The following is an 18,520-nucleotide window of genomic DNA, read 5'->3' as shown; positions in this document are numbered from 1 at the left end:
AAGCACACTGATCTGACGAGGGGAGGCGTCTGATGAGTCAGCCACAGATATCGCTACACGACCGGTTCGATCTGGAGAAAAATCCCGTATTGCTAAACGGCACTCAGGCGTTGGTTCGCTTGATGCTGATTCAAAAGGCACGGGACAAAGAGGCCGGGCTAAATACCGCGGGTTTGGTGACCGGGTATCGGGGTTCTCCGCTTGGCGCAGTGGATCAACAGATGGTCCGCGCGCAAAAACAACTGGCCGAAAGCGACGTCACATTTCAATACGGCTTGAACGAAGACCTCGCGGCTACTGCGCTGTGGGGGAGCCAGCAAGCTGGGCTGCGCGGTGACGGTAAATACGACGGTGTATTCGGGTTGTGGTACGGCAAGGGGCCTGGGGTTGACCGGTCGGGCGACGTGATGCGCCATGCGAATATGGCTGGGACGGCCAAGCACGGCGGCGTTCTGATGGCGATGGGGGACGACCACACAGGCGAAAGCTCGACCGTATTGCATCAATCTGAATGGTCGCTGGTCGATACTTATATGCCCGTGGTTAGCCCGGCCGGAGTTCAGGAAATACTGGATTATGGCGTCTACGGATTTGCACTCAGCCGGTTTGCCGGTGTCTGGGTTGGTCTGAAGACGATGAAGGACACGATCGAAGTCACATCGGTCGTGGATGGCAGTGCAGACCGAATGAAAGTGGTGACACCGGAGTTTGAGATGCCTGAAGGCGGCTTGAACATCCGGTTGGGCGACACGCCCCACCTGCAAGAAGCGCGGATCATCGACTATAAACGGTTTGCGGCGGAAACATTCTCGCGCGCGAACAAGATGGACAAGCGGGTGTGGGGCAAGCCGGGTGCCAAGATCGGTTTTGTCGCGGCGGGCAAGAACTGGCTCGACCTCGTTCACGCCATGTCGCTTTTGAATATCGACGCGGCCGAGGCCGAACGGCTTGGGATTACAACCTATAAGGTGGGGCAGACTTTCCCTCTGGACATGACCGGGTTCCACGAATGGGCCGAGGGGCTGGACCTGATCGTGATCGTCGAGGAAAAGCGCAAGCTGATCGAAGTACAGGTCAAAGAGGCCATTTTCGACGATCGCCGGGGACGCCGCGTTTACGGTTGGTACAAGGGTGGGGCAGGTACGCTGCATCGGGAGGAGCTTTTCCCGACCCGTGGCGCGCTTGACCCGATCATGATCGCCGAGAAACTGGGTGAGATTCTGATTGAGGAAGGTCGTGAGACAGACGGCATTCGCGGTGGCCTCGCCAAGCTGTCCGAAGCGCGCCGCGCCGACAACGCCGAAGAGATCGCGACCCGCCTTCCGTATTTCTGCTCGGGCTGTCCGCATAACAGCTCGACCAAAGTGCCTGACGGCAGCCGTGCTTATGCCGGTATCGGGTGCCACTATATGGTTCAGTGGATGGATCGGAATACATCCGGCTTTACCCAAATGGGCGGAGAGGGCGCGAATTGGATCGGCGAAGAACCGTTCTCGACCACGCAGCACGTTTTCCAGAACCTTGGTGATGGCACCTATAACCATTCCGGGGTGCAGGCCATTCGTGCGGCATTGTCTGCGGGAACGAATATCACCTTCAAGATCCTGTTCAATGACGCCGTTGCCATGACCGGCGGGCAAGGAAATGAAGGCGACCTGACCGCCGAACGGATCGTGGCCGAAGTCAAAGCGATGGGCGTGAAAGATGTCGCTTTGGTCTATGATGAGAAAGAGGACGTGAACTTAAAAGCTCTGCCTGCCGGGGTAGAGACATTTGAACGCGCGGAACTGATGCAGGTTCAGGAACGGTTCCGTGACATAGAAGGCGTTTCCGTCATCGTCTACGTACAGACTTGCGCTGCCGAAAAACGTCGGCGTCGCAAGCGCGGTACTTTCCCCGACCCGGACAAGCGGGTCTTCATCAACACCGATATCTGCGAGGGCTGCGGGGATTGCGGCGTTCAGTCGAACTGTGTGTCGATTGTGCCCCAAGAGACGGAACTGGGGCGCAAGCGCGCGATTGACCAATCCAGCTGCAACAAGGACTTTTCCTGCCTAATAGGGTTTTGCCCGTCTTTTGTTACCTTGGAAGGTGCGGAAATCCGTAAGGAAGCCACAACTGAGATTGATCTTCCCGACCTTCCGTTGCCCACTCTGCCAACGATCCACGGCACCCATAATGTGGTGATCACCGGTATTGGCGGAACTGGCGTCGTTACCTTGGGCGCTGTGCTGGCACAGGCAGCTCAGGTCGATGGCAAAGGGGCCGGAATGATGGAGATGGCAGGGCTGGCGCAAAAAGGTGGCGCAGTCCACATTCACTGTCGTCTCGCCGATCGACCCGAAGACATCAGCGCAATCCGCGTGGCCACAGGTGAAGCGCATGCATTGATCGGCGGTGACCTTGTTGTGTCCGCCGGGTCCAAGACACTTGGCCTGACCCGCGCAGGCCAGACAGGGGCGGTGGTAAACAGCCACGAAACGGTCACGGGTGATTTCACCCGAGACACCAAGTTCCGCATCCCGGGGGACAGGCTGGAACTGGCATTGCAGGCGCGGTTGAAAGACGACGTTTCCTTGTTTGATGCCACGGAACTGGCGCGTGCGGTGATGGGGAATTCGATCTATTCCAACATGATGGTGTTTGGGGCTGCGTGGCAGCGCGGGTTGTTGCCAATCAGCCATGAGGCCGTTTTGACGGCCATCAAGCTGAATGGAACAGCGGTCGAGCGTAACAAACGGGCGTTCGACATCGGACGCTGGGCCGTTTTACATCCAGAAAAGGTCAGTGAAATTCTACGTCCGAAGGTCGCTGAACTGCCTAAAACCCTGGATCAACTCATCGAGTTCAGGGCAAACCATCTATCCGAGTACCAAAGTGCTCGGCTGGCAAAACGATATCGGAAACTGATTGACTCGCTTGACGATGCGGAAATCAAAGAGGCCGCCGCAAAAGGCTATCACAAGCTGTTGTCATATAAGGATGAATACGAGGTTGCCCGCGTGTTGTTGTCAAGCCGCGAAAAGGCCGCTGCAGAATTCGACGGGGATTTCAAGATGACGTTCCATCTGGCCCCTCCGTTGCTGGGTGGTACCGGACCTGACGGACGCCCGCGCAAACGGGATTTTGGCGAGTGGATGCTGGGTCCGCTAAAGATGATGAGCAAGCTCAAGTTCCTGCGCGGTACGCCTTTGGATTTTTTCGGCTATAGCGCGGAACGTCGTATGGAGCGTGCCTTGATCAAGCAATATGAGCGCGATTTCAAAGAGGTGTCTTCGCTGATAACACCGCAGACAAAAGACGCCGTTGTTGCGCTGGCCCAATTGCCATTGGATATTCGGGGGTTCGGGCCGGTATTGAAGGAAAATGAGGCCAAGGCCGCCAAGCGCCGCGAAGAACTGTTGGCAACGATCCGCAGCGGAGGGCCAGACTTACGCGCAGCAGCCGAGTAAATCGTCACAGCCCTGTCACGATCTCTAGGCAAACTTGTCGCCTGCACATAAATAGCAGGCAACAAACCCCGGAGACGTCCATGCCCTCGCGCCGCCATGTCGCTCGTGACATTTCTTATGCCTATTCCGCGGAAACCAAAAGCGGACGCATGGTCATCAGGTTGATGGAAAATACCACAGGCCGGATGCGGCTGATCAAGCGGGCCGACGGGTACGAAAGGGACGTCGCCAACGGGCGCGACTTCTGGTCGGTTATGGTGGATCGGTACGGGCTTTCTCTGGATGTGGTCGGCGGATCGCTGTCGCATATTCCAAAGACGGGGCCGCTGATCCTGATTGCCAATCATCCCTATGGCATTCTGGACGGGATGATGATGGGCCATATCCTCTCCCAAACGCGGGGCGATTTCCGCATTCTTGCCAACAGAGTGTTTCGCAAGGCAGAGGACCTGAACCGCATCGTCCTGCCGATTTCGTTCGATGCAACGAAGGAGGCAATGAAGCTAAACCTCGAAACACGGAAGACGGCGTTGAACTATCTGGGTGAGGGTGGCGCAATCGGCATTTTTCCCGGTGGCACCGTCAGCACGGGCGCAAAGCCGTTCTCTTACCCGATAGATCCGGGATGGCGCGGGTTTACCGCGCGGATGGTTGCCAAGTCGAATGCCACCGTGGTGCCTGTTTTTTTCGACGGCCACACCTCGCGTCTGTTCCAGATCGCCAGCCATCTGCACAGCACCTTGCGCATGGGTTTGCTGATCAAAGAGTTCAAAAAACGCGTGGATACACCGGTCAAAGTCGTCGTCGGAGAGCCGATTGGCCGCGACGTTCTGGACCCTTTGGCAAAGGATACGCGCAAGATGATGGATTTCCTGCGCAAAGCCACGTATGAGCTGTCTCCGAAGCCGTTAAAGTCCTATGACTACGGCTATGAATTCGAGGAACGGCATCGCGCCTGAAGGGGCAAATGGCAGTAGGTATTTTTGATTCTGGTTTGGGCGGTCTTACCGTTCTGGACGCCGCGCAGAAACGTCTGCCCGACGTGGATTTTCTGTATTACGCAGACAGCGCGCATGCGCCTTACGGTGTGCGGGATGCCGAAAACATCTATGATCTGACACGCGGTGCCGTGAACGATCTGTGGGATCGCGGCTGCGATCTGGTGATTCTGGCCTGCAACACGGCAAGCGCTGCCGCGCTGCGCCGGATGCAGGAAGAGGGCGTACCGGAAGGCAAGCGGGTTCTTGGCGTTTTTGTTCCCTTGATTGAGGCGCTGACAGAACGTCAGTGGGGCGACAACAGCCCCCCGCGCGAGGTCGCCGTGAAACATGTTGCCCTGTTTGCAACGCCTGCAACCGTGTCCAGTCGGGCGTTTCAGCGCGAACTGGCATTCCGGGCGATCGGCGTAGACGTCGAGGCTCAGGCGTGTGGCGGGGTTGTAGACGCGATCGAGGATGGCGACATGATCCTGGCCGAAGCACTGGTACGCAGCCATGTCGACGCGCTGAAACGCAAAATGCCGGAACCGCAAGCCGCTATCCTTGGTTGCACACACTATCCGTTGATGGCCGAAACGTTTCAGCAAGCTCTGGGTTCTGACGTGCAGGTCTATAGCCAAGGTGATCTGGTTGCCGAAAGTCTGGCCGACTACCTTCATCGTCATCCCAATATGATGGGAGGGGGCAAGGGCGGGTTCCTGACCACAGGCAAACCGGATTTCGTCAGTGATCGGGCGACTCAATTCCTCCGACGACAAATCACCTTCGAGTCTGTCTGACTTAGGTCAAGGACTGTTCCAGGCTACTGCCTTAGTTCAAAGGCCGTCGCATCGGCGGTCATGATATGTGACATTCAGAAACAAGAGGTCTCAGATGACCCATAAAATCGCAATTCTGGGCGCTTCGGGATATACCGGCGCTGAACTGGTTCGGTTGATCGCCGAACATCCGAATATGGAAATCACGGCACTCGCAGCCGAGCGAAAGGCTGGGCAGTCTATGGCGCAGGTCTTTCCTCATCTGCGCCACATGAACCTGCCGGATTTGTGCAAAATATCGGAAATCGACTTTTCGCAGATCGACCTGTGTTTTTGCGCACTGCCGCACAAAACCAGTCAGGAGGTCATTCGCGATCTCCCAAAGGATTTGAAGATCATTGATCTGTCCGCAGATTTCCGTCTGCGTGACCCCGACGAATACGAAAAGTGGTACGGCAATCCGCATGCGGCTTTGGAACAGCAAGACGAAGCGGTCTATGGTCTGACCGAGTTCTACCGCGATGACATTCGCAGTGCCCGTTTGGTGGCAGGCACCGGCTGTAATGCGGCAACGGGACAATATGTGTTGCGTCCGCTGATTTCGGCCGGGGTGATTGATCTGGACGACATCGTTCTGGACCTCAAATGCGCCGTTTCGGGGGCAGGGCGGTCGCTCAAGGAAAATCTGCTGCACGCGGAACTCAGCGAAGGGTACAACGCCTACGCTGTTGGCGGTACGCACCGGCATCTGGGCGAATTCGACCAAGAGTTTTCAGCCTTGGCAGGACGTCCTGTGCACGTGCAGTTCACGCCTCACCTGATACCGGCGAACCGGGGAATTCTGGCGACCACTTACGTCAAGGGCGATCCGGCCAGTGTCTATGAGGCATTGGTCAAGGCTTATGCGGACGAGCCGTTCATCCAGATGCTGCCCTTTGGCGAAACGCCATCGACCCATCACGTGCGGGGGTCGAACTATTGCCATATCGGGGTAGTGGCCGACCGGATTGAGCGTCGCGCAATCGTTATTGGTGCTTTGGATAACCTGACAAAAGGTAGCAGCGGCCAAGCCTTGCAGAACGCCAACCTGATGTTAGGTGAAGACGAAACCTCTGGCCTGTTGATGGCCCCGTTGTTCCCGTGAGGATGACATGAAAACGCTCAAGAAACGTCGTCGCGTTCAAATCTTACTGCTGACGGTTGTTGCTCTGACTCTGTCGACGGTATTGATTGGATACGCGATGCGGGATGGCATCAACTTTTTTCGGTCTCCCAGCCAAGTGATCGCAGAGCCCCCGAAGCCGACCGAGGTTTTTCGGATCGGTGGTTTGGTTGAGGAAGGCTCGATCGTGCGGGGACAGGGTGAAACCGTGCGCTTTGTCGTCACCGATGGCGGTGAAAGCGTTCCAGTCGCCTTTACGGGCGTTTTGCCTGATCTGTTCTCTGAAAACCAAGGCATGGTCGGCACCGGCAGCTACGTGAACGGTGTCTTTGAAGCCACTGAAATTTTGGCAAAACATGACGAAACATATATGCCGAAAGAGGTTGTAGACGCGCTCAAGGAGCAAGGCGTTTACCAACACGCCGACGAGGGGTGAACCCCTATCCAATGCTGATTTTCCCACGGGGCGTTGCCTGTAGTATGCAGGCAGCGTCCTTTCTCGTTTTACTGCTTTAACGATTTTGTCTGACCGTTTCCCCATCCAAACGCGGAGGGTTCAGTGCAGACAGTTCGAGAGATTGCAACAGAAATCGTGGCCCGGGAGGGTGGATTTGTTGACGACCCAGACGACCCGGGCGGAGCAACCAAGTATGGCGTGACAATACATACCCTGCGTCGCCTTGGGTTGGATGTGTCCGGTGATGGGATGGTGAACCGGATGGATGTCAAAATGCTGACTAAATCCAAGGCCATCGATATCTTCGTTGCTCACTACTTTGACCAGCCTAGGCTGGCCTTGTTGCCCTCGGACTTGCAGTCGTCGGTATTCGATATGTACGTAAACGCAGGCTCTCAAGCCGTTAAGATTCTACAGATTTTGCTAAGGGAAATGGGGTTCACCATATCTATTGACGGCGTGATTGGCCCTCAAACCGCGCAAGCGTGCCACAAGGCAGCGGACCCGTCACCCCTTGCGCTGAGAGATGCCCATGGCGTCGCCCGGCGCAACTATTACTTCCGTGTGGCGGACCAACGACCATCTGCCAGAAAATACGCGCAGACCCGAGCGGGAGGAAAAGGCGGGTGGATACGTCGGGCCGAGGAATTTCTCTCGCCGAGATACCACCTGAGTGAACGGGAATTCCAGGAAAGGGTGTCGTCATGGGGCTGATCTCGGAGATTTTGACATTCTTGTTTGGAAGTGGCCGGAATGTCGTGCGCGAAACTGCCGAGGTGTTTCGCGAGAATGCTGAAAACGGTGCAGCAAGGGATTTAACCCTGCAAAAACAGGCGATGATTCAATTCGGTTCCGAGTTCGCCCCTTCTCGGAAGGGCGCATACGATAAGTTTATTGATGGCCTCAATCGCCTGCCAAGGCCGGCTTTGGCGTTTGGCACGCTTGGCCTGTTTATTTCTGCGATGGCCGATCCCCTTTGGTTCGCAGCGCGAATGCAGGGGATCGCGCTTGTCCCCGAACCGTTGTGGTGGCTGCTAGGGGTCATTGTGTCCTTCTACTTTGGCGCACGTCATCAGGCCAAATCACAGGATCTGCAGCGAGAGATTTCGGCCACGGTGCTCCGCGCTCCGAAGGTCGTCGACAACCTGACGCTTCTTGGTGATTTGCGTAGCAAGCAGCTTGGTGCAGCAGACCCCGGCACCGATGCCACATTAACTGAAAGTTCGCTGGTTCCCGAACCCAACCGCGCACTTGAGGATTGGAGACGCCAGAATATGCGCTGACCGCGACACTATGTTCGGCTCTGGGCCATGAAAGTGATTGGTGATTGTCTCGCATCAGGATTATATGCGACGTCATGATTACAGAACTCGGCCATTTCGCTCTAATCCTTGCGTTTCTCGTTGCGATCGTTCAGACGGTTTTCCCTCTGATCGGCGCTGCCAACCGATGGATTGGTTGGATGAAGTTTGGCGAAACGGCCGCAGTCGCACAATTTGCGCTGGTCGTGTTTTCTTTTGGTGCGCTGGTCTGGTCCTTTGCAACATCGGATTTTTCCCTGCGCATCGTGGTAGAAAACAGCCATTCTCTGAAGCCGATGCTCTACAAAATCAGCGGGACTTGGGGCAACCACGAGGGTTCGATGCTGCTGTGGGTTCTCATCGTTGCGATTTTCGGAGCAATGGCCGCGTTTTTCGGCGCCGGGTTGCCGCCGACGCTGAAGGCGCGCGTTTTGGCTGTTCAAGCCGCGATTGGTGTCGCGTTTTATGCGTTCATCCTGTTCACATCTAACCCGTTCGACCGGCTGGCAATCGCGCCCTTCGACGGGCAAGACCTGAACCCATTGCTGCAAGATCCGGGCCTCGCGTTTCACCCTCCGTTCTTGTATCTGGGCTATGTGGGCCTGAGCATGGCGTTCAGTTTTGCCGTGGCCGCATTGATTGAGGGGCGGGTTGACGCAGCCTGGGGCCGTTGGGTCCGACCTTGGACTTTGGCAGCGTGGATTTTCCTGACCATTGGTATCGCGCTGGGATCGTGGTGGGCCTACTATGAGCTGGGCTGGGGTGGTTTCTGGTTCTGGGACCCGGTGGAAAATGCCTCGTTCATGCCGTGGCTGCTGGCTGCCGCGCTGCTACATTCAGCCATCGTTGTCGAAAAACGAGAAGCCCTCAAGAGCTGGACCATTCTGCTGGCCATCATCGCTTTTGGGTTTTCGCTTATCGGTACATTTATCGTTCGGTCCGGCCTGCTGACATCAGTCCACGCTTTCGCGAACGACCCGGAACGCGGGGTATTCATCCTGTTCATTCTAGTGATTTTTATCGGCGGAGCACTGACCCTTTTTGCTGCCCGTGCCCAAGCGATGGAGGCAAAGGGCGTCTTTGGCATGGTTAGCCGAGAAAGCGTTTTGATCTTAAACAACATTTTGCTGGCTGTTAGCTGCTTTGTTGTTTTCTTCGGAACCATGTGGCCAATGGTGGCGGAAATGGCATTCGACCGGAAACTTTCGGTTGGACCTCCGTTCTTCAATGCGGCCTTCACGCCGTTCATGATCGCTTTGGGAATAGCCCTACCTGTTGGGTCCATGCTTCCGTGGAAACGCGGGAAACTGGGAAAAACGGCGTATTCTCTGCGCTATGCCTTTGTGCTGGCCGTGGCGTTGGCCTTGGCGGTCTGGGCGATGCAGACAGGACGCAGCGCCTTGGGGCCGGTTGGTCTGTTTCTTGGCGCGTGGATTACCTTTGGCGCTGCCATGGATTTGTGGAGCCGCACCGGACGCAAGCGCAGCTTTGCGCGGCTGGTTCGCCTTCCAAGAGCCGACTGGGGTAAGGCGACGGCTCACGCAGGGCTTGGCGTAACGATGTTTGCAATCGCTGGATTGACCGCGTGGGAGGTCGAAGACATTCGCGTCGCCCAACCCGGTGAACCCTTTGACGTTGGGCAGTTTACCTTCACACTGGAGAACGTCCGACGCGTTCAGGGGCCGAACTACTTTTCCACGATGGCGGATGTCTTGGTGGAAAGGGACGGACAACCAATCGCCACTCTGAACCCTGAAAAACGAGACTATCCGGTGGCCAGAATGCCGACCACCGAAGCTGCGATCGACTATCGCTTTTTGCGTGACGTCTACGTCGTGATCGGAGACCGGCAGGAGGATGGCGGCTGGGTCATGCGGACTTACATCAAACCGCTGGCCAACTGGATCTGGGGCGGGTGCATTCTCATGGCTCTTGGCGGGTTGCTCAGCCTGTCAGACCGGCGGTTCCGCGTCGCGGCAGGCGCGCGCAAGGCACCAGCAGGCGGGGTGCCAGCAGAATGAAGCGGCTACTTCTGATCCTCATGGTTTGCGCGTCTCCGCTTTGGGCGGTCCAACCGGACGAAGTTCTTGATGATCCCGCGCTTGAGCAGCGCGCGCGCGATCTGAGCACCGGTTTACGCTGCCTTGTCTGCCGCAACGAGAGCATTGATGAAAGCAATGCCGAACTTGCGCGGGACTTGCGTATCTTGCTACGAGAGCGGCTTGTCGCCGGTGATACCGATGACGAAGCGATCGATTTTATCGTAGAGCGTTATGGTGAGTATGTGTTGCTAAAGCCGACAACATCAGGTGCAAACTTGATGCTGTGGCTCGCCGGACCTGTCATGTTGCTGATCGCTGCAGGTATGGGGTGGAGTTTTTTGCGAAAACGGTCCCAAGCACAACCGGCCGGGGGTAGCGATACCCTGACCGACGCTGAAAAAGAGCGGTTGAAACAGATTCTTAAAGACTGATCTTTCGTTGGCCTTTTCCTCGTTGCGCATTTGAGTCAGGGTTCTGACGAGCACTGCGCTTTTTTGGGGGGAATATATGGACTACGAAACTCTGTTGCTGGACATCGCCGATGATTTGGCAGTGGTTATTTTGAACCGGCCGGACAAGATGAACGCAATGACCGCGCAGATGCGCGCAGAGGTCACCCATGCGATGAAACATTCGGCGCGCAACGCTCGAGCAATCGTTTTGACCGGAGCGGGCGGTGCATTTTGTTCCGGTCAGGATCTGGGTGACTCGTCGAGCACTGGCAAAATCGACCTAGAGCGCACGTTGCGGGACGAATACGAGCCGATGCTTGAAACGATTTACAACTGCCCGGTCCCGACCATTGCGGCCGTAAACGGCGCGGCTGCGGGTGCCGGAGCAAACCTTGCCCTTTGCGCCGACGTAGTGATTGCAGCCGAAAGTGCGTATTTCCTTCAGGCTTTTGCGCGTATCGGCCTGCTGCCGGATGCCGGAGGAACCTGGTTCACTCCGCGCCAAATGGGGTTTGCAAAGGCTATGGGCGCGGCCCTTTTCGCCGACAAGATCAGCGCACGGCAAGCCGACGACTGGGGGCTGATCTGGGAGGCAGTGCCGGACGACGCGTTCGAGGCACATTGGCGCAAGCGTGCGATGTATCTTGCAAAGGGTCCGACCGCAGGGTTCGGTGCTATCAAACAGGCTATCCGAGGAACCTACGACAAGTCGCTAAGCCAGCAATTAGAGATTGAGGCACATCTGCAAGGTGAATGTGGGCGCTCACGCGACTTTGCCGAAGGCGTAGTGGCCTTTCTGGAAAAACGCCCCCCGAAATTCGAGGGGCGCTGAATCTCAAGCGCGGCGGCGGCGGCGCGTCCTGCGTTCGGGCGCGGCGTCTTCTCCGGTGCCGTCCGAGGCTGAGGAGAACGGGCCCAATGCATCGGTGATCTGATCCAATGTCGGGCGAGATCCGCGCGGCGTACTGTCCAGCGCTTCGCGCATTTTGCGTAGGTGCGCAGGCATTGTCCCACAGCAGCCGCCGATAATGGTCGCACCCGAGTCGCGCGCCATCGCGGCGTAGTGACCCATCAATTCGGGCGTACCGTCATAGTGGATGTGGCCATCAACATATTTCGGGATGCCCGCATTACCTTTTGAGATTACCGGACGCTCGGTCCCTTGAGCCACAAAGCCAAGAACGGTGCGTAGAATGTCAGATGCACCGGTGCCGCAATTCGCGCCGAAGGCTACAGGCGGGTTCGGCAGTGTCTCGACCAATTGAGCCAGATCAGCCGAAGTGACACCCATCATGGTCCGCCCGGCGGTATCAAAGCTCATGGTGCCACACCAAGGCATGTCAGCCATTGCAAAGGCTTCGGCTGCGGCCCGGAATTCCTCTGGAGCACTGATCGTCTCGAGCCACAGAACATCGGCACCGCCTTCTTTGAGCGCTTCGGCCTGTTCGTGGAACATCTCAACAGCGCCAGCGTGAGACAGGCTGCCGACGGGTTCCATAATCTCACCAGTCGGACCGACCGAACCGGCAACGATTACGGGGCGTCCAGCCTTGTCCGCGACCTCGCGACCCAATTCAGCGCCTGCGCGGTTCAGTTCGGCCACACGGTTTTGGGCATCGTGCAGTTTCAGCCGCGCCGACGTTCCACCGAAAGTGTTGGTCAGAAACAGATCACTGCCTGCATCGACCGAGCCTTGATACAGCGCGATGATCTTTTCAGGCGCGTCCACGTTCCACAGCTCGGGCGCGTCGCCAGATTGCAAACCCATGTTGAACAGGTTCGTTCCCGTGGCACCGTCGGCCAGAATCGCGTCTTTGGTTTCCAGAAGTTTGTTGAGCGCGTTTGTCATTGGGGCTTCCCAAAAGTCGGCAAGGCCGAGAAAAACTAAGATGCCCCGTCTCTCATGGGCGGGGCATCAAATCAAATCCATAAATCTCATGAAGATCATGAGGAGGGCATTGCCCTTACTGAGTCTCGCTCAGAACCTGTGCTTTGGCTTCGGGCAAAAGTTCCGCCATTTTCGCGCGGATTTCCTCATCAGAGGAAAGCGAACCCAGATCGCCGGAAACTTTGCGAACAACGTCTTCGTGGCCAGCTTCTTCAAAATCAGCGATGACTACGGTTTTCGCGTATTCGTCTGCCTCTGCACCGGACTTACCCAGCTTTTCCGCGGCCCAGAGGCCCAAAAGCTTGTTACAGCGCGCCTGAGCCTTGAACTGCATTTCTTCATCATGCGCAAACTTGGCTTCAAAGGCGTTTTCGCGTTCGTCAAACGTGGTCATTGGTTGGGGACCCCTTGGATTACATCTTCTTAATTGATGATATGACTATAGCCGCGCCCGGACGCAAGGTATTTGCGCTGCGTCAAAGCCCCTCGGGTCGTCGAACTTGCGGGAAAGGGGGGCTTGGACTATGAGAGCGCCAAGAAGCAGGGGAAATCCCCGGCTCAACAGTCTGGAAGGGTCGCTTATGGCGCGTCGCAAGAAAATCTACGAAGGCAAGGCCAAGATTCTGTATGAAGGCCCAGAGCCGGGCACCATCGTGCAGTATTTCAAGGATGATGCCACGGCCTTCAACGCGGAAAAGAAGGATGTCATCGACGGTAAGGGTGTTCTGAACAACCGCCTGAGCGAGTTTTTCATGAACGGCCTCAACCAGATCGGCGTTCCGACCCATTTCATTCGCCGCCTCAACATGCGCGAGCAGCTGGTGCGTAGCTGCGAGATCGTGCCGCTGGAAGTGATCGTGCGGAACTATGCTGCCGGATCGATGTCCAAGCGACTTGGCATAGACGAGGGCACGCAACTGCCGCGACCCATCGTTGAGTACAGCTACAAAGACGATTCTCTGGGCGACCCGCTGGTCACCGAAGAACATATCGCTGCCTTCGGATGGGCCAGTCAGCAGGACATGGACGATATCCTGAGCCTGGCGCTGCGTGTGAATGACTTCATGAGCGGTCTCATGCTGGCGGTTGGCATTCGTCTGGTCGACTTCAAAATCGAGATTGGCCGCGTGTTTGAAGGTGACTACCAGCGCCTGATCGTCGCTGACGAAATCAGCCCAGACAGTTGCCGTCTTTGGGACATCGAAACAGGTCAGAAGCTGGACAAAGACGTGTTCCGTCGTGATCTGGGCAATCTGACAGATGCGTACTCCGAAGTTGCCCGACGCCTTGGGGTTCTACCCAAAAGCAATGTGACCAAACCGACGCTCATCAATTGATTTGTCAGCTCTGCACTTGACCATGAAACGCCGCACCTTATTGCGGCGTTTTTTGTTTATCGACGATCCTGCGGCAAACTGCTTGCGGACAAGGGTTGTCGAACGGCTCTGAGCGCGTTATCCCCCCGCGCAACGGAACGGGCCGCACGCGCTGGCCCTCAACTGGAGTTGCAGGAATGAAAGCACGGGTGCATGTGATGCTCAAGAACGGGGTTCTGGACCCGCAGGGTGAAGCGGTACGTCACGCATTGGGCGCCCTGGGCTTTGATCAGGTCGAAGGCGTTCGCCAAGGCAAGGTGATCGACCTTGAGCTGGCCGACGGCGCGACCGAAGCCGACATCACCGAGATGTGCGAAAAGCTGTTGGCCAACACGGTCATCGAGCGCTACGAAATCGAACTGGTCTGACCCTTTATCCGGAGGCCCGCCATGCGCGCAGCAGTCATCGTTTTCCCCGGATCAAACTGCGACCGGGATCTTGCCGTAGCCTTTGAGCAGGCGGGTTTTCAGGTCGATATGGTTTGGCACAAGGACGCCGCTCTGCCCGATGGGGTGGACATCGTTGGTGTGCCCGGCGGTTTCTCTTACGGCGACTACCTGCGCTGCGGTGCAATTGCCGCGCAATCGCCTATCTGCAAGGCAGTCGTGGATCACACGCAGCGCGGCGGCTATGCCTTGGGAATTTGCAACGGTTTCCAGATTCTGACCGAAACCGGAATTCTTCCGGGCGCGCTGCTGCGAAATGCCGGTCTGAAATACATCTGCCGCACCGTTGGCCTAAAGGTTGAAACCAGCGATAGCGCCTTTACCGAAGGCTACAATGCAGGCGACGTGATCGGTATTCCCATAGCCCATCACGACGGCAACTATTTCGCGGATGAAAACACTCTTGCGACGCTGAAAGACCAAGACCGCGTTGCGTTCACCTATACCGAGAATCCCAATGGGTCGGTCGGTGACATAGCTGGTATCCTTTCCGAAAACCGCAGAGTACTTGGAATGATGCCGCACCCCGAGCGCGCGGCCGATGAAGGTCACGGCGGGACTGATGGAACGGCATTGTTCCGCGCATTGTCAGGTGTGCTGACACCCGCATGACTTGAGGTCGATGCCAAGCCCGCGTAGTTTCCGGGTATGAGTTCCGACAACCGTTCTGGCTGGTCTTCTTTGAAAAAACCATTCCGCGGCGCGCCATTGGGTTGGCGCCTGCGTGTTGCCGTCTCGATCCTGCTGATTGCGACGGTGGCAACGATTTGGGTCACCAACCGGCTGCTTACGGATCGTTTCACTGAATCCACGCGGAACAGGGCTGAGCTGCGCCTTGCATTATACTCGGGCAACTTGCTGAGCGAATTGCGGCGGAACGCCATTGTACCGCAACTTTTGGCACGCGATCCCACTCTGATCTCGGCCTTGCAATCCAGTGATTTTTCACTTTCCACGCAGCGTCTTATCTCGTTTGTCGAAGAAATCGGCGCTGCTTCGTTGATGTTGTTGGACAGTGATGGGCGAACCGTTGCCGCCACCGACCGGAACCGCCTGGGCGAAGCGCATCGGAACTCGGCGTATTACGTTGATGCGGTTCGCGCGAACTCTACGATTTTCACGGTCATCCAGAACGAATCCGGTGGATATAGCTTTGTGTACTCCAGACGCATGGACGCAGGCTCGGATATTCTCGGGGTAATCGTCGTTGAGGTCGACCTTCATAAATTTGAGCGGGCTTGGGCCGGGATTTCCGATGCTGTGATGGTGGCGGACAGCACGGGCACGATCATCCTGTCAACGGAACCAAAATGGCGCGGTCTAGAGGAGAGCGCCGCGCTGGTTCGCCAACCGCCGGAAGGCGCAATCGAGCGCGCCATTCGCGCGACCACGGATTGGACGGCCTTGCCGCCGGATGCCTATTTGCAGGGCGAAGGTGTCATGCGCATGGATACGCGGATTCCGTTTAGGGGTTGGCAAATGACCTCGTTCACGACCTACGCGTCGATCCGGGACAAGGTGAACAGCGTCATTGCGCTGGAAATTATGGGTTTTGCGATTCTTCTGGCGCTTGCATTCTACGCGCTCAGCCGCCGGGCGACGTTGCGCATGGCCCTGTTCCAGCGCGAGTCGGCAGAGCTTCGCGCACTGAACACCCGGCTGCAGCGGGAAATTGCTGAACGCGAGCGGGTTGAAAAGACACTGGAAGTGGCCGAACAGACACTTGCGCAAAGCTCGAAACTGGCGGCCTTGGGTGAAATGTCGGCGGCCGTTAGTCACGAGCTGAATCAACCCTTGGCTGCAATGAAAACCTATCTGGCGGGCGCACGGCTGCTGTTGCGTCGAAACCGCCCCGAGGAGGCTTTGGCCAGCTTTGGCCGCATCGATGGCCTGATTGAGCGGATGGGGGCCATCACCCGGCAGCTCAAGTCCTACGCGCGCAAGGGCGCGGATGCGTTTTCCCCTGTAAACCTTGGCGAAGCGCTGGCCTCGGCCCTGTCGATGATGGAGCCGCAATTGCGTCAGCGCCATGTTAAGATCACTCAGATTCTGCCGGAAGAACCCGTGTTTGTGATGGGGGATCGGATGCGGATCGAACAGGTCATGGTGAACCTCTTGCGGAATGCGCTCGATGCCACCAAATCTGTAACTGAGCCGGACGTCGAAATAATTCTGGCCGTGGGCGACATGGCGGTGTTGACTGTAAGGGATAACGGTCATGGGATCGAGGACATCGAAAATCTGTTCGAGCCCTTCTACACCACCAAACAGCCCGGCGACGGTGTAGGTCTGGGGCTTGCCATCTCGTCCGGGATCGTAAACGACCATGGAGGTCGGCTGACCGCGCGCAACAGCCCGAACGGGGGTGCCGTGTTTGAGATGAAGCTGCCGACACTAGGAAGCGACGGCCTTGAGGCCGCGGAATAACGGGGAAAGACTATGGCACAAGCCATGAAAATTGCCATTGTGGACGACGAACAGGACATGCGCCAGTCGATCAGTCAGTGGTTGGCATTGTCTGGATATGACACGGAAACTTTTTCCAGCGCCGAAGATGCGCTTAAGGTTCTTGGGCCTGAATACCCCGGGATCGTCATATCAGACATCAAGATGCCGGGCATGGATGGTATTCAGTTGCTCAAAAAACTGATGGGGGCGGACAGCACTCTGCCTGTGATCATGATCACCGGCCACGGCGATGTGCCGATGGCGGTCGAGGCCATGCGGGTCGGAGCCTTCGATTTCCTTGAGAAGCCGTTCAATCCGGATCGGATGTCTGAACTGGCCAAGCGCGCCAGCAACGCGCGACGCCTGACGCTTGACAACCGTGCCCTGCGACGGGAACTGTCGGACGGCACGCAGATCATGAACAAGCTGATCGGCGCTAGCCCGGTGATGGACCGTCTGCGCGAAGATATTCTGGATCTGGGGCAGGCCGATGGTCACGTCCTGATTGACGGCGAAACAGGAACGGGAAAGACGCTTGTGGCCCATGCCCTGCATGCCGTTGGCAGCCGGGCAGGAAAGAAGTTCGTTTTGGTCTCTTGCGCAGCGCTGGAGGAGGAGGCGCTGTCGAAACGTCTGTTCGGGCCGATGATGCCAGAAGACGCTCAACTGCCTGCGATCGAAGAAGCGCGTGGCGGGACTTTGGTTTTGGAAGATATAGAAGCCCTGAGTGACACGCTGCAGGCGCGGCTGCTGAGCGTGATGAACGATCAGGGGACGCCGGCCGAAACGCGGATCATAGCGATTTCAAACCTTCAGGAAGCAGGTAAAACGAGCGAGGACGTGCTGCGCCCTGACTTGTTCTACCGTTTGGCGGCGTTGCGGATAACCATGCCTCCGCTGCGGCAGCGTGGTGAGGATATCCTGACCCTGTTCACTCGCCTGAGCGAACAATTTGCCGAAGAATATGGATGTGATGCGCCGCAAGTCAGTGCTCAGGAAGCAGCACAGTTGCTGCAAGCTCCTTGGCCGGGCAATGTACGTCAGTTGATCAATATTGCTGAGCGCGCGGTGCTGCAGTCGCGTCGTGGGTCGGGAACCATCGCGTCGTTGCTGATGTCGGACCATGAAGAAATGCAGCCAGTCATGACGACCGAAGGGAAACCTTTGAAGGAATATGTCGAAGCGTTCGAGCGTATGCTGATCGACAACACCATGCGGCGTCACAAGGGCTCGATCGCTTCGGTAATGGATGAATTGTGTCTGCCACGTCGGACTCTGAATGAGAAAATGGCCAAGTACGGCCTTCAGCGTTCCGATTACCTGTAGGGGCGAGGAGGGGGCCAGCCCCCTCTTGAGCCTTTGGCTCAATTCACCCCCGAAGTATTTTTGAACAGAAGAAGGTGTTGATGCGTGCCTAGAGGCGCTGTCGTGCAGTTTGCCCATTGTCTTTTCCACAGGACTGCTTTTATTGTAACCGAGCGGGCCGAGCCGTTATTGCGCTTTTAAGACCCGAATCTTTGAGTTTCGCTGCAATGCCGCAGGTGGTGACCTACTCCCACGCAGGCTGCGCAGACCGATTGTGCCCCTTTTTGGGGCAGTTGAACGCCTGAGCCCGTGGTTGCGGGCGAAAGGAATAAATGGGCAGGCAGCGCAAGGTCGCGCCTGTCGGAGAAGAACCGCGATGACGCGCGCGCAACGATTGACTTTACGGGCAGGGGGCCAAAGCGCCAAACCCTGCCG

At 57.0% G+C, this 18,520-nt stretch carries 17 protein-coding genes; 15 read left to right on the top strand and 2 right to left on the bottom strand.

The features are described from left to right. Positions 1–32 precede the first annotated feature (32 nt). The 10 genes from ACR0B7_RS16355 (at position 33) to ACR0B7_RS16310 (ending at position 11,454) form a co-directional block, all read left to right on the top strand. Complete coding sequence (locus ACR0B7_RS16355; RefSeq protein ID WP_170576888.1) at positions 33–3,452, top strand: indolepyruvate ferredoxin oxidoreductase family protein; 3,420 nt, start codon at positions 33–35, stop codon at positions 3,450–3,452. Positions 3,453–3,532: 80 nt separating this feature from the next. Beyond that, positions 3,533–4,411 carry a lysophospholipid acyltransferase family protein gene (locus ACR0B7_RS16350; protein WP_170485500.1) on the top strand — a complete coding sequence of 293 codons (879 nt, stop codon included), beginning with the start codon at positions 3,533–3,535 and terminating at the stop codon, positions 4,409–4,411. A gap of 8 nt (positions 4,412–4,419) precedes the next feature. Beyond that, the gene (locus ACR0B7_RS16345; protein WP_170388512.1) at positions 4,420–5,229 is read left to right on the top strand and encodes an aspartate/glutamate racemase family protein; all 810 of its coding nucleotides are present in this window, start codon (positions 4,420–4,422) and stop codon (positions 5,227–5,229) included. A gap of 94 nt (positions 5,230–5,323) precedes the next feature. Beyond that, complete coding sequence (gene argC / locus ACR0B7_RS16340) at positions 5,324–6,352, top strand: N-acetyl-gamma-glutamyl-phosphate reductase (protein WP_170485499.1); 1,029 nt, start codon at positions 5,324–5,326, stop codon at positions 6,350–6,352. Positions 6,353–6,359: 7 nt separating this feature from the next. Then, the gene (gene ccmE, locus ACR0B7_RS16335) at positions 6,360–6,806 is read left to right on the top strand and encodes a cytochrome c maturation protein CcmE (RefSeq protein WP_170485498.1); all 447 of its coding nucleotides are present in this window, start codon (positions 6,360–6,362) and stop codon (positions 6,804–6,806) included. Between the two features lie 123 nt (positions 6,807–6,929). Then, on the top strand, positions 6,930–7,541 hold the full coding sequence (locus ACR0B7_RS16330; protein WP_170576887.1) for a holin-associated N-acetylmuramidase: 612 nt from the start codon (positions 6,930–6,932) through the stop codon (positions 7,539–7,541). Then, positions 7,532–8,110 carry a holin family protein gene (locus ACR0B7_RS16325; protein WP_170485496.1) on the top strand — a complete coding sequence of 193 codons (579 nt, stop codon included), beginning with the start codon at positions 7,532–7,534 and terminating at the stop codon, positions 8,108–8,110. Before ACR0B7_RS16330 ends, ACR0B7_RS16325 begins: the two co-directional genes overlap by 10 nt. Before the next feature lie 74 nt (positions 8,111–8,184). Then, entirely contained in the window at positions 8,185–10,149 is a 1,965-nt protein-coding gene (locus ACR0B7_RS16320; protein ID WP_170576886.1) for a heme lyase CcmF/NrfE family subunit, read from the top strand. Then, positions 10,146–10,601: a cytochrome c-type biogenesis protein gene (locus ACR0B7_RS16315; protein ID WP_170485494.1), complete on the top strand. Its 456-nt coding sequence runs from the start codon at positions 10,146–10,148 to the stop codon at positions 10,599–10,601. The genes ACR0B7_RS16320 and ACR0B7_RS16315 overlap by 4 nt, the downstream gene beginning before the upstream one ends. 76 nt (positions 10,602–10,677) lie before the next feature. Next, on the top strand, positions 10,678–11,454 hold the full coding sequence (locus tag ACR0B7_RS16310; protein WP_170485493.1) for an enoyl-CoA hydratase-related protein: 777 nt from the start codon (positions 10,678–10,680) through the stop codon (positions 11,452–11,454). A gap of 3 nt (positions 11,455–11,457) precedes the next feature. Here ACR0B7_RS16310 and bmt read toward each other — a convergent pair whose 3' ends face one another. Continuing rightward, complete coding sequence (bmt, locus tag ACR0B7_RS16305; protein ID WP_170485492.1) at positions 11,458–12,471, bottom strand: betaine--homocysteine S-methyltransferase; 1,014 nt, start codon at positions 12,469–12,471, stop codon at positions 11,458–11,460. A gap of 115 nt (positions 12,472–12,586) precedes the next feature. Further along, positions 12,587–12,904, bottom strand: coding sequence for a DUF1476 domain-containing protein (locus ACR0B7_RS16300; protein ID WP_170388494.1), 318 nt, complete (start codon positions 12,902–12,904; stop codon positions 12,587–12,589). Between the two features lie 187 nt (positions 12,905–13,091). Between ACR0B7_RS16300 and purC the strand changes: the two genes are divergently transcribed. The 5 genes from purC (at position 13,092) to ACR0B7_RS16275 (ending at position 18,106) form a co-directional block, all read left to right on the top strand. Further along, positions 13,092–13,847, top strand: a complete 756-nt coding sequence (purC, locus tag ACR0B7_RS16295; protein ID WP_170485491.1) for a phosphoribosylaminoimidazolesuccinocarboxamide synthase — start codon at positions 13,092–13,094, stop codon at positions 13,845–13,847. Positions 13,848–14,023: 176 nt separating this feature from the next. Next, positions 14,024–14,254 carry a phosphoribosylformylglycinamidine synthase subunit PurS gene (purS, locus tag ACR0B7_RS16290; protein ID WP_170388490.1) on the top strand — a complete coding sequence of 77 codons (231 nt, stop codon included), beginning with the start codon at positions 14,024–14,026 and terminating at the stop codon, positions 14,252–14,254. A 21-nt stretch (positions 14,255–14,275) separates the two neighbouring features. After that, a complete protein-coding gene (gene purQ, locus ACR0B7_RS16285; protein ID WP_170388488.1) occupies positions 14,276–14,944 on the top strand; it encodes a phosphoribosylformylglycinamidine synthase subunit PurQ in 669 nt (222 codons plus the stop codon). A gap of 36 nt (positions 14,945–14,980) precedes the next feature. Continuing rightward, complete coding sequence (locus ACR0B7_RS16280) at positions 14,981–16,759, top strand: ATP-binding protein (RefSeq protein WP_170485490.1); 1,779 nt, start codon at positions 14,981–14,983, stop codon at positions 16,757–16,759. Positions 16,760–16,771: 12 nt separating this feature from the next. Further along, positions 16,772–18,106 (top strand): sigma-54-dependent transcriptional regulator, encoded by a 1,335-nt coding sequence (locus ACR0B7_RS16275; protein WP_170388484.1) that lies wholly within the window; start codon positions 16,772–16,774, stop codon positions 18,104–18,106. Positions 18,107–18,520 lie beyond the last annotated feature (414 nt).

The organism is Ruegeria sp. BB6 (assembly GCF_056539385.1).
This window is presented reverse-complemented; position numbering and strand designations above follow the sequence as displayed.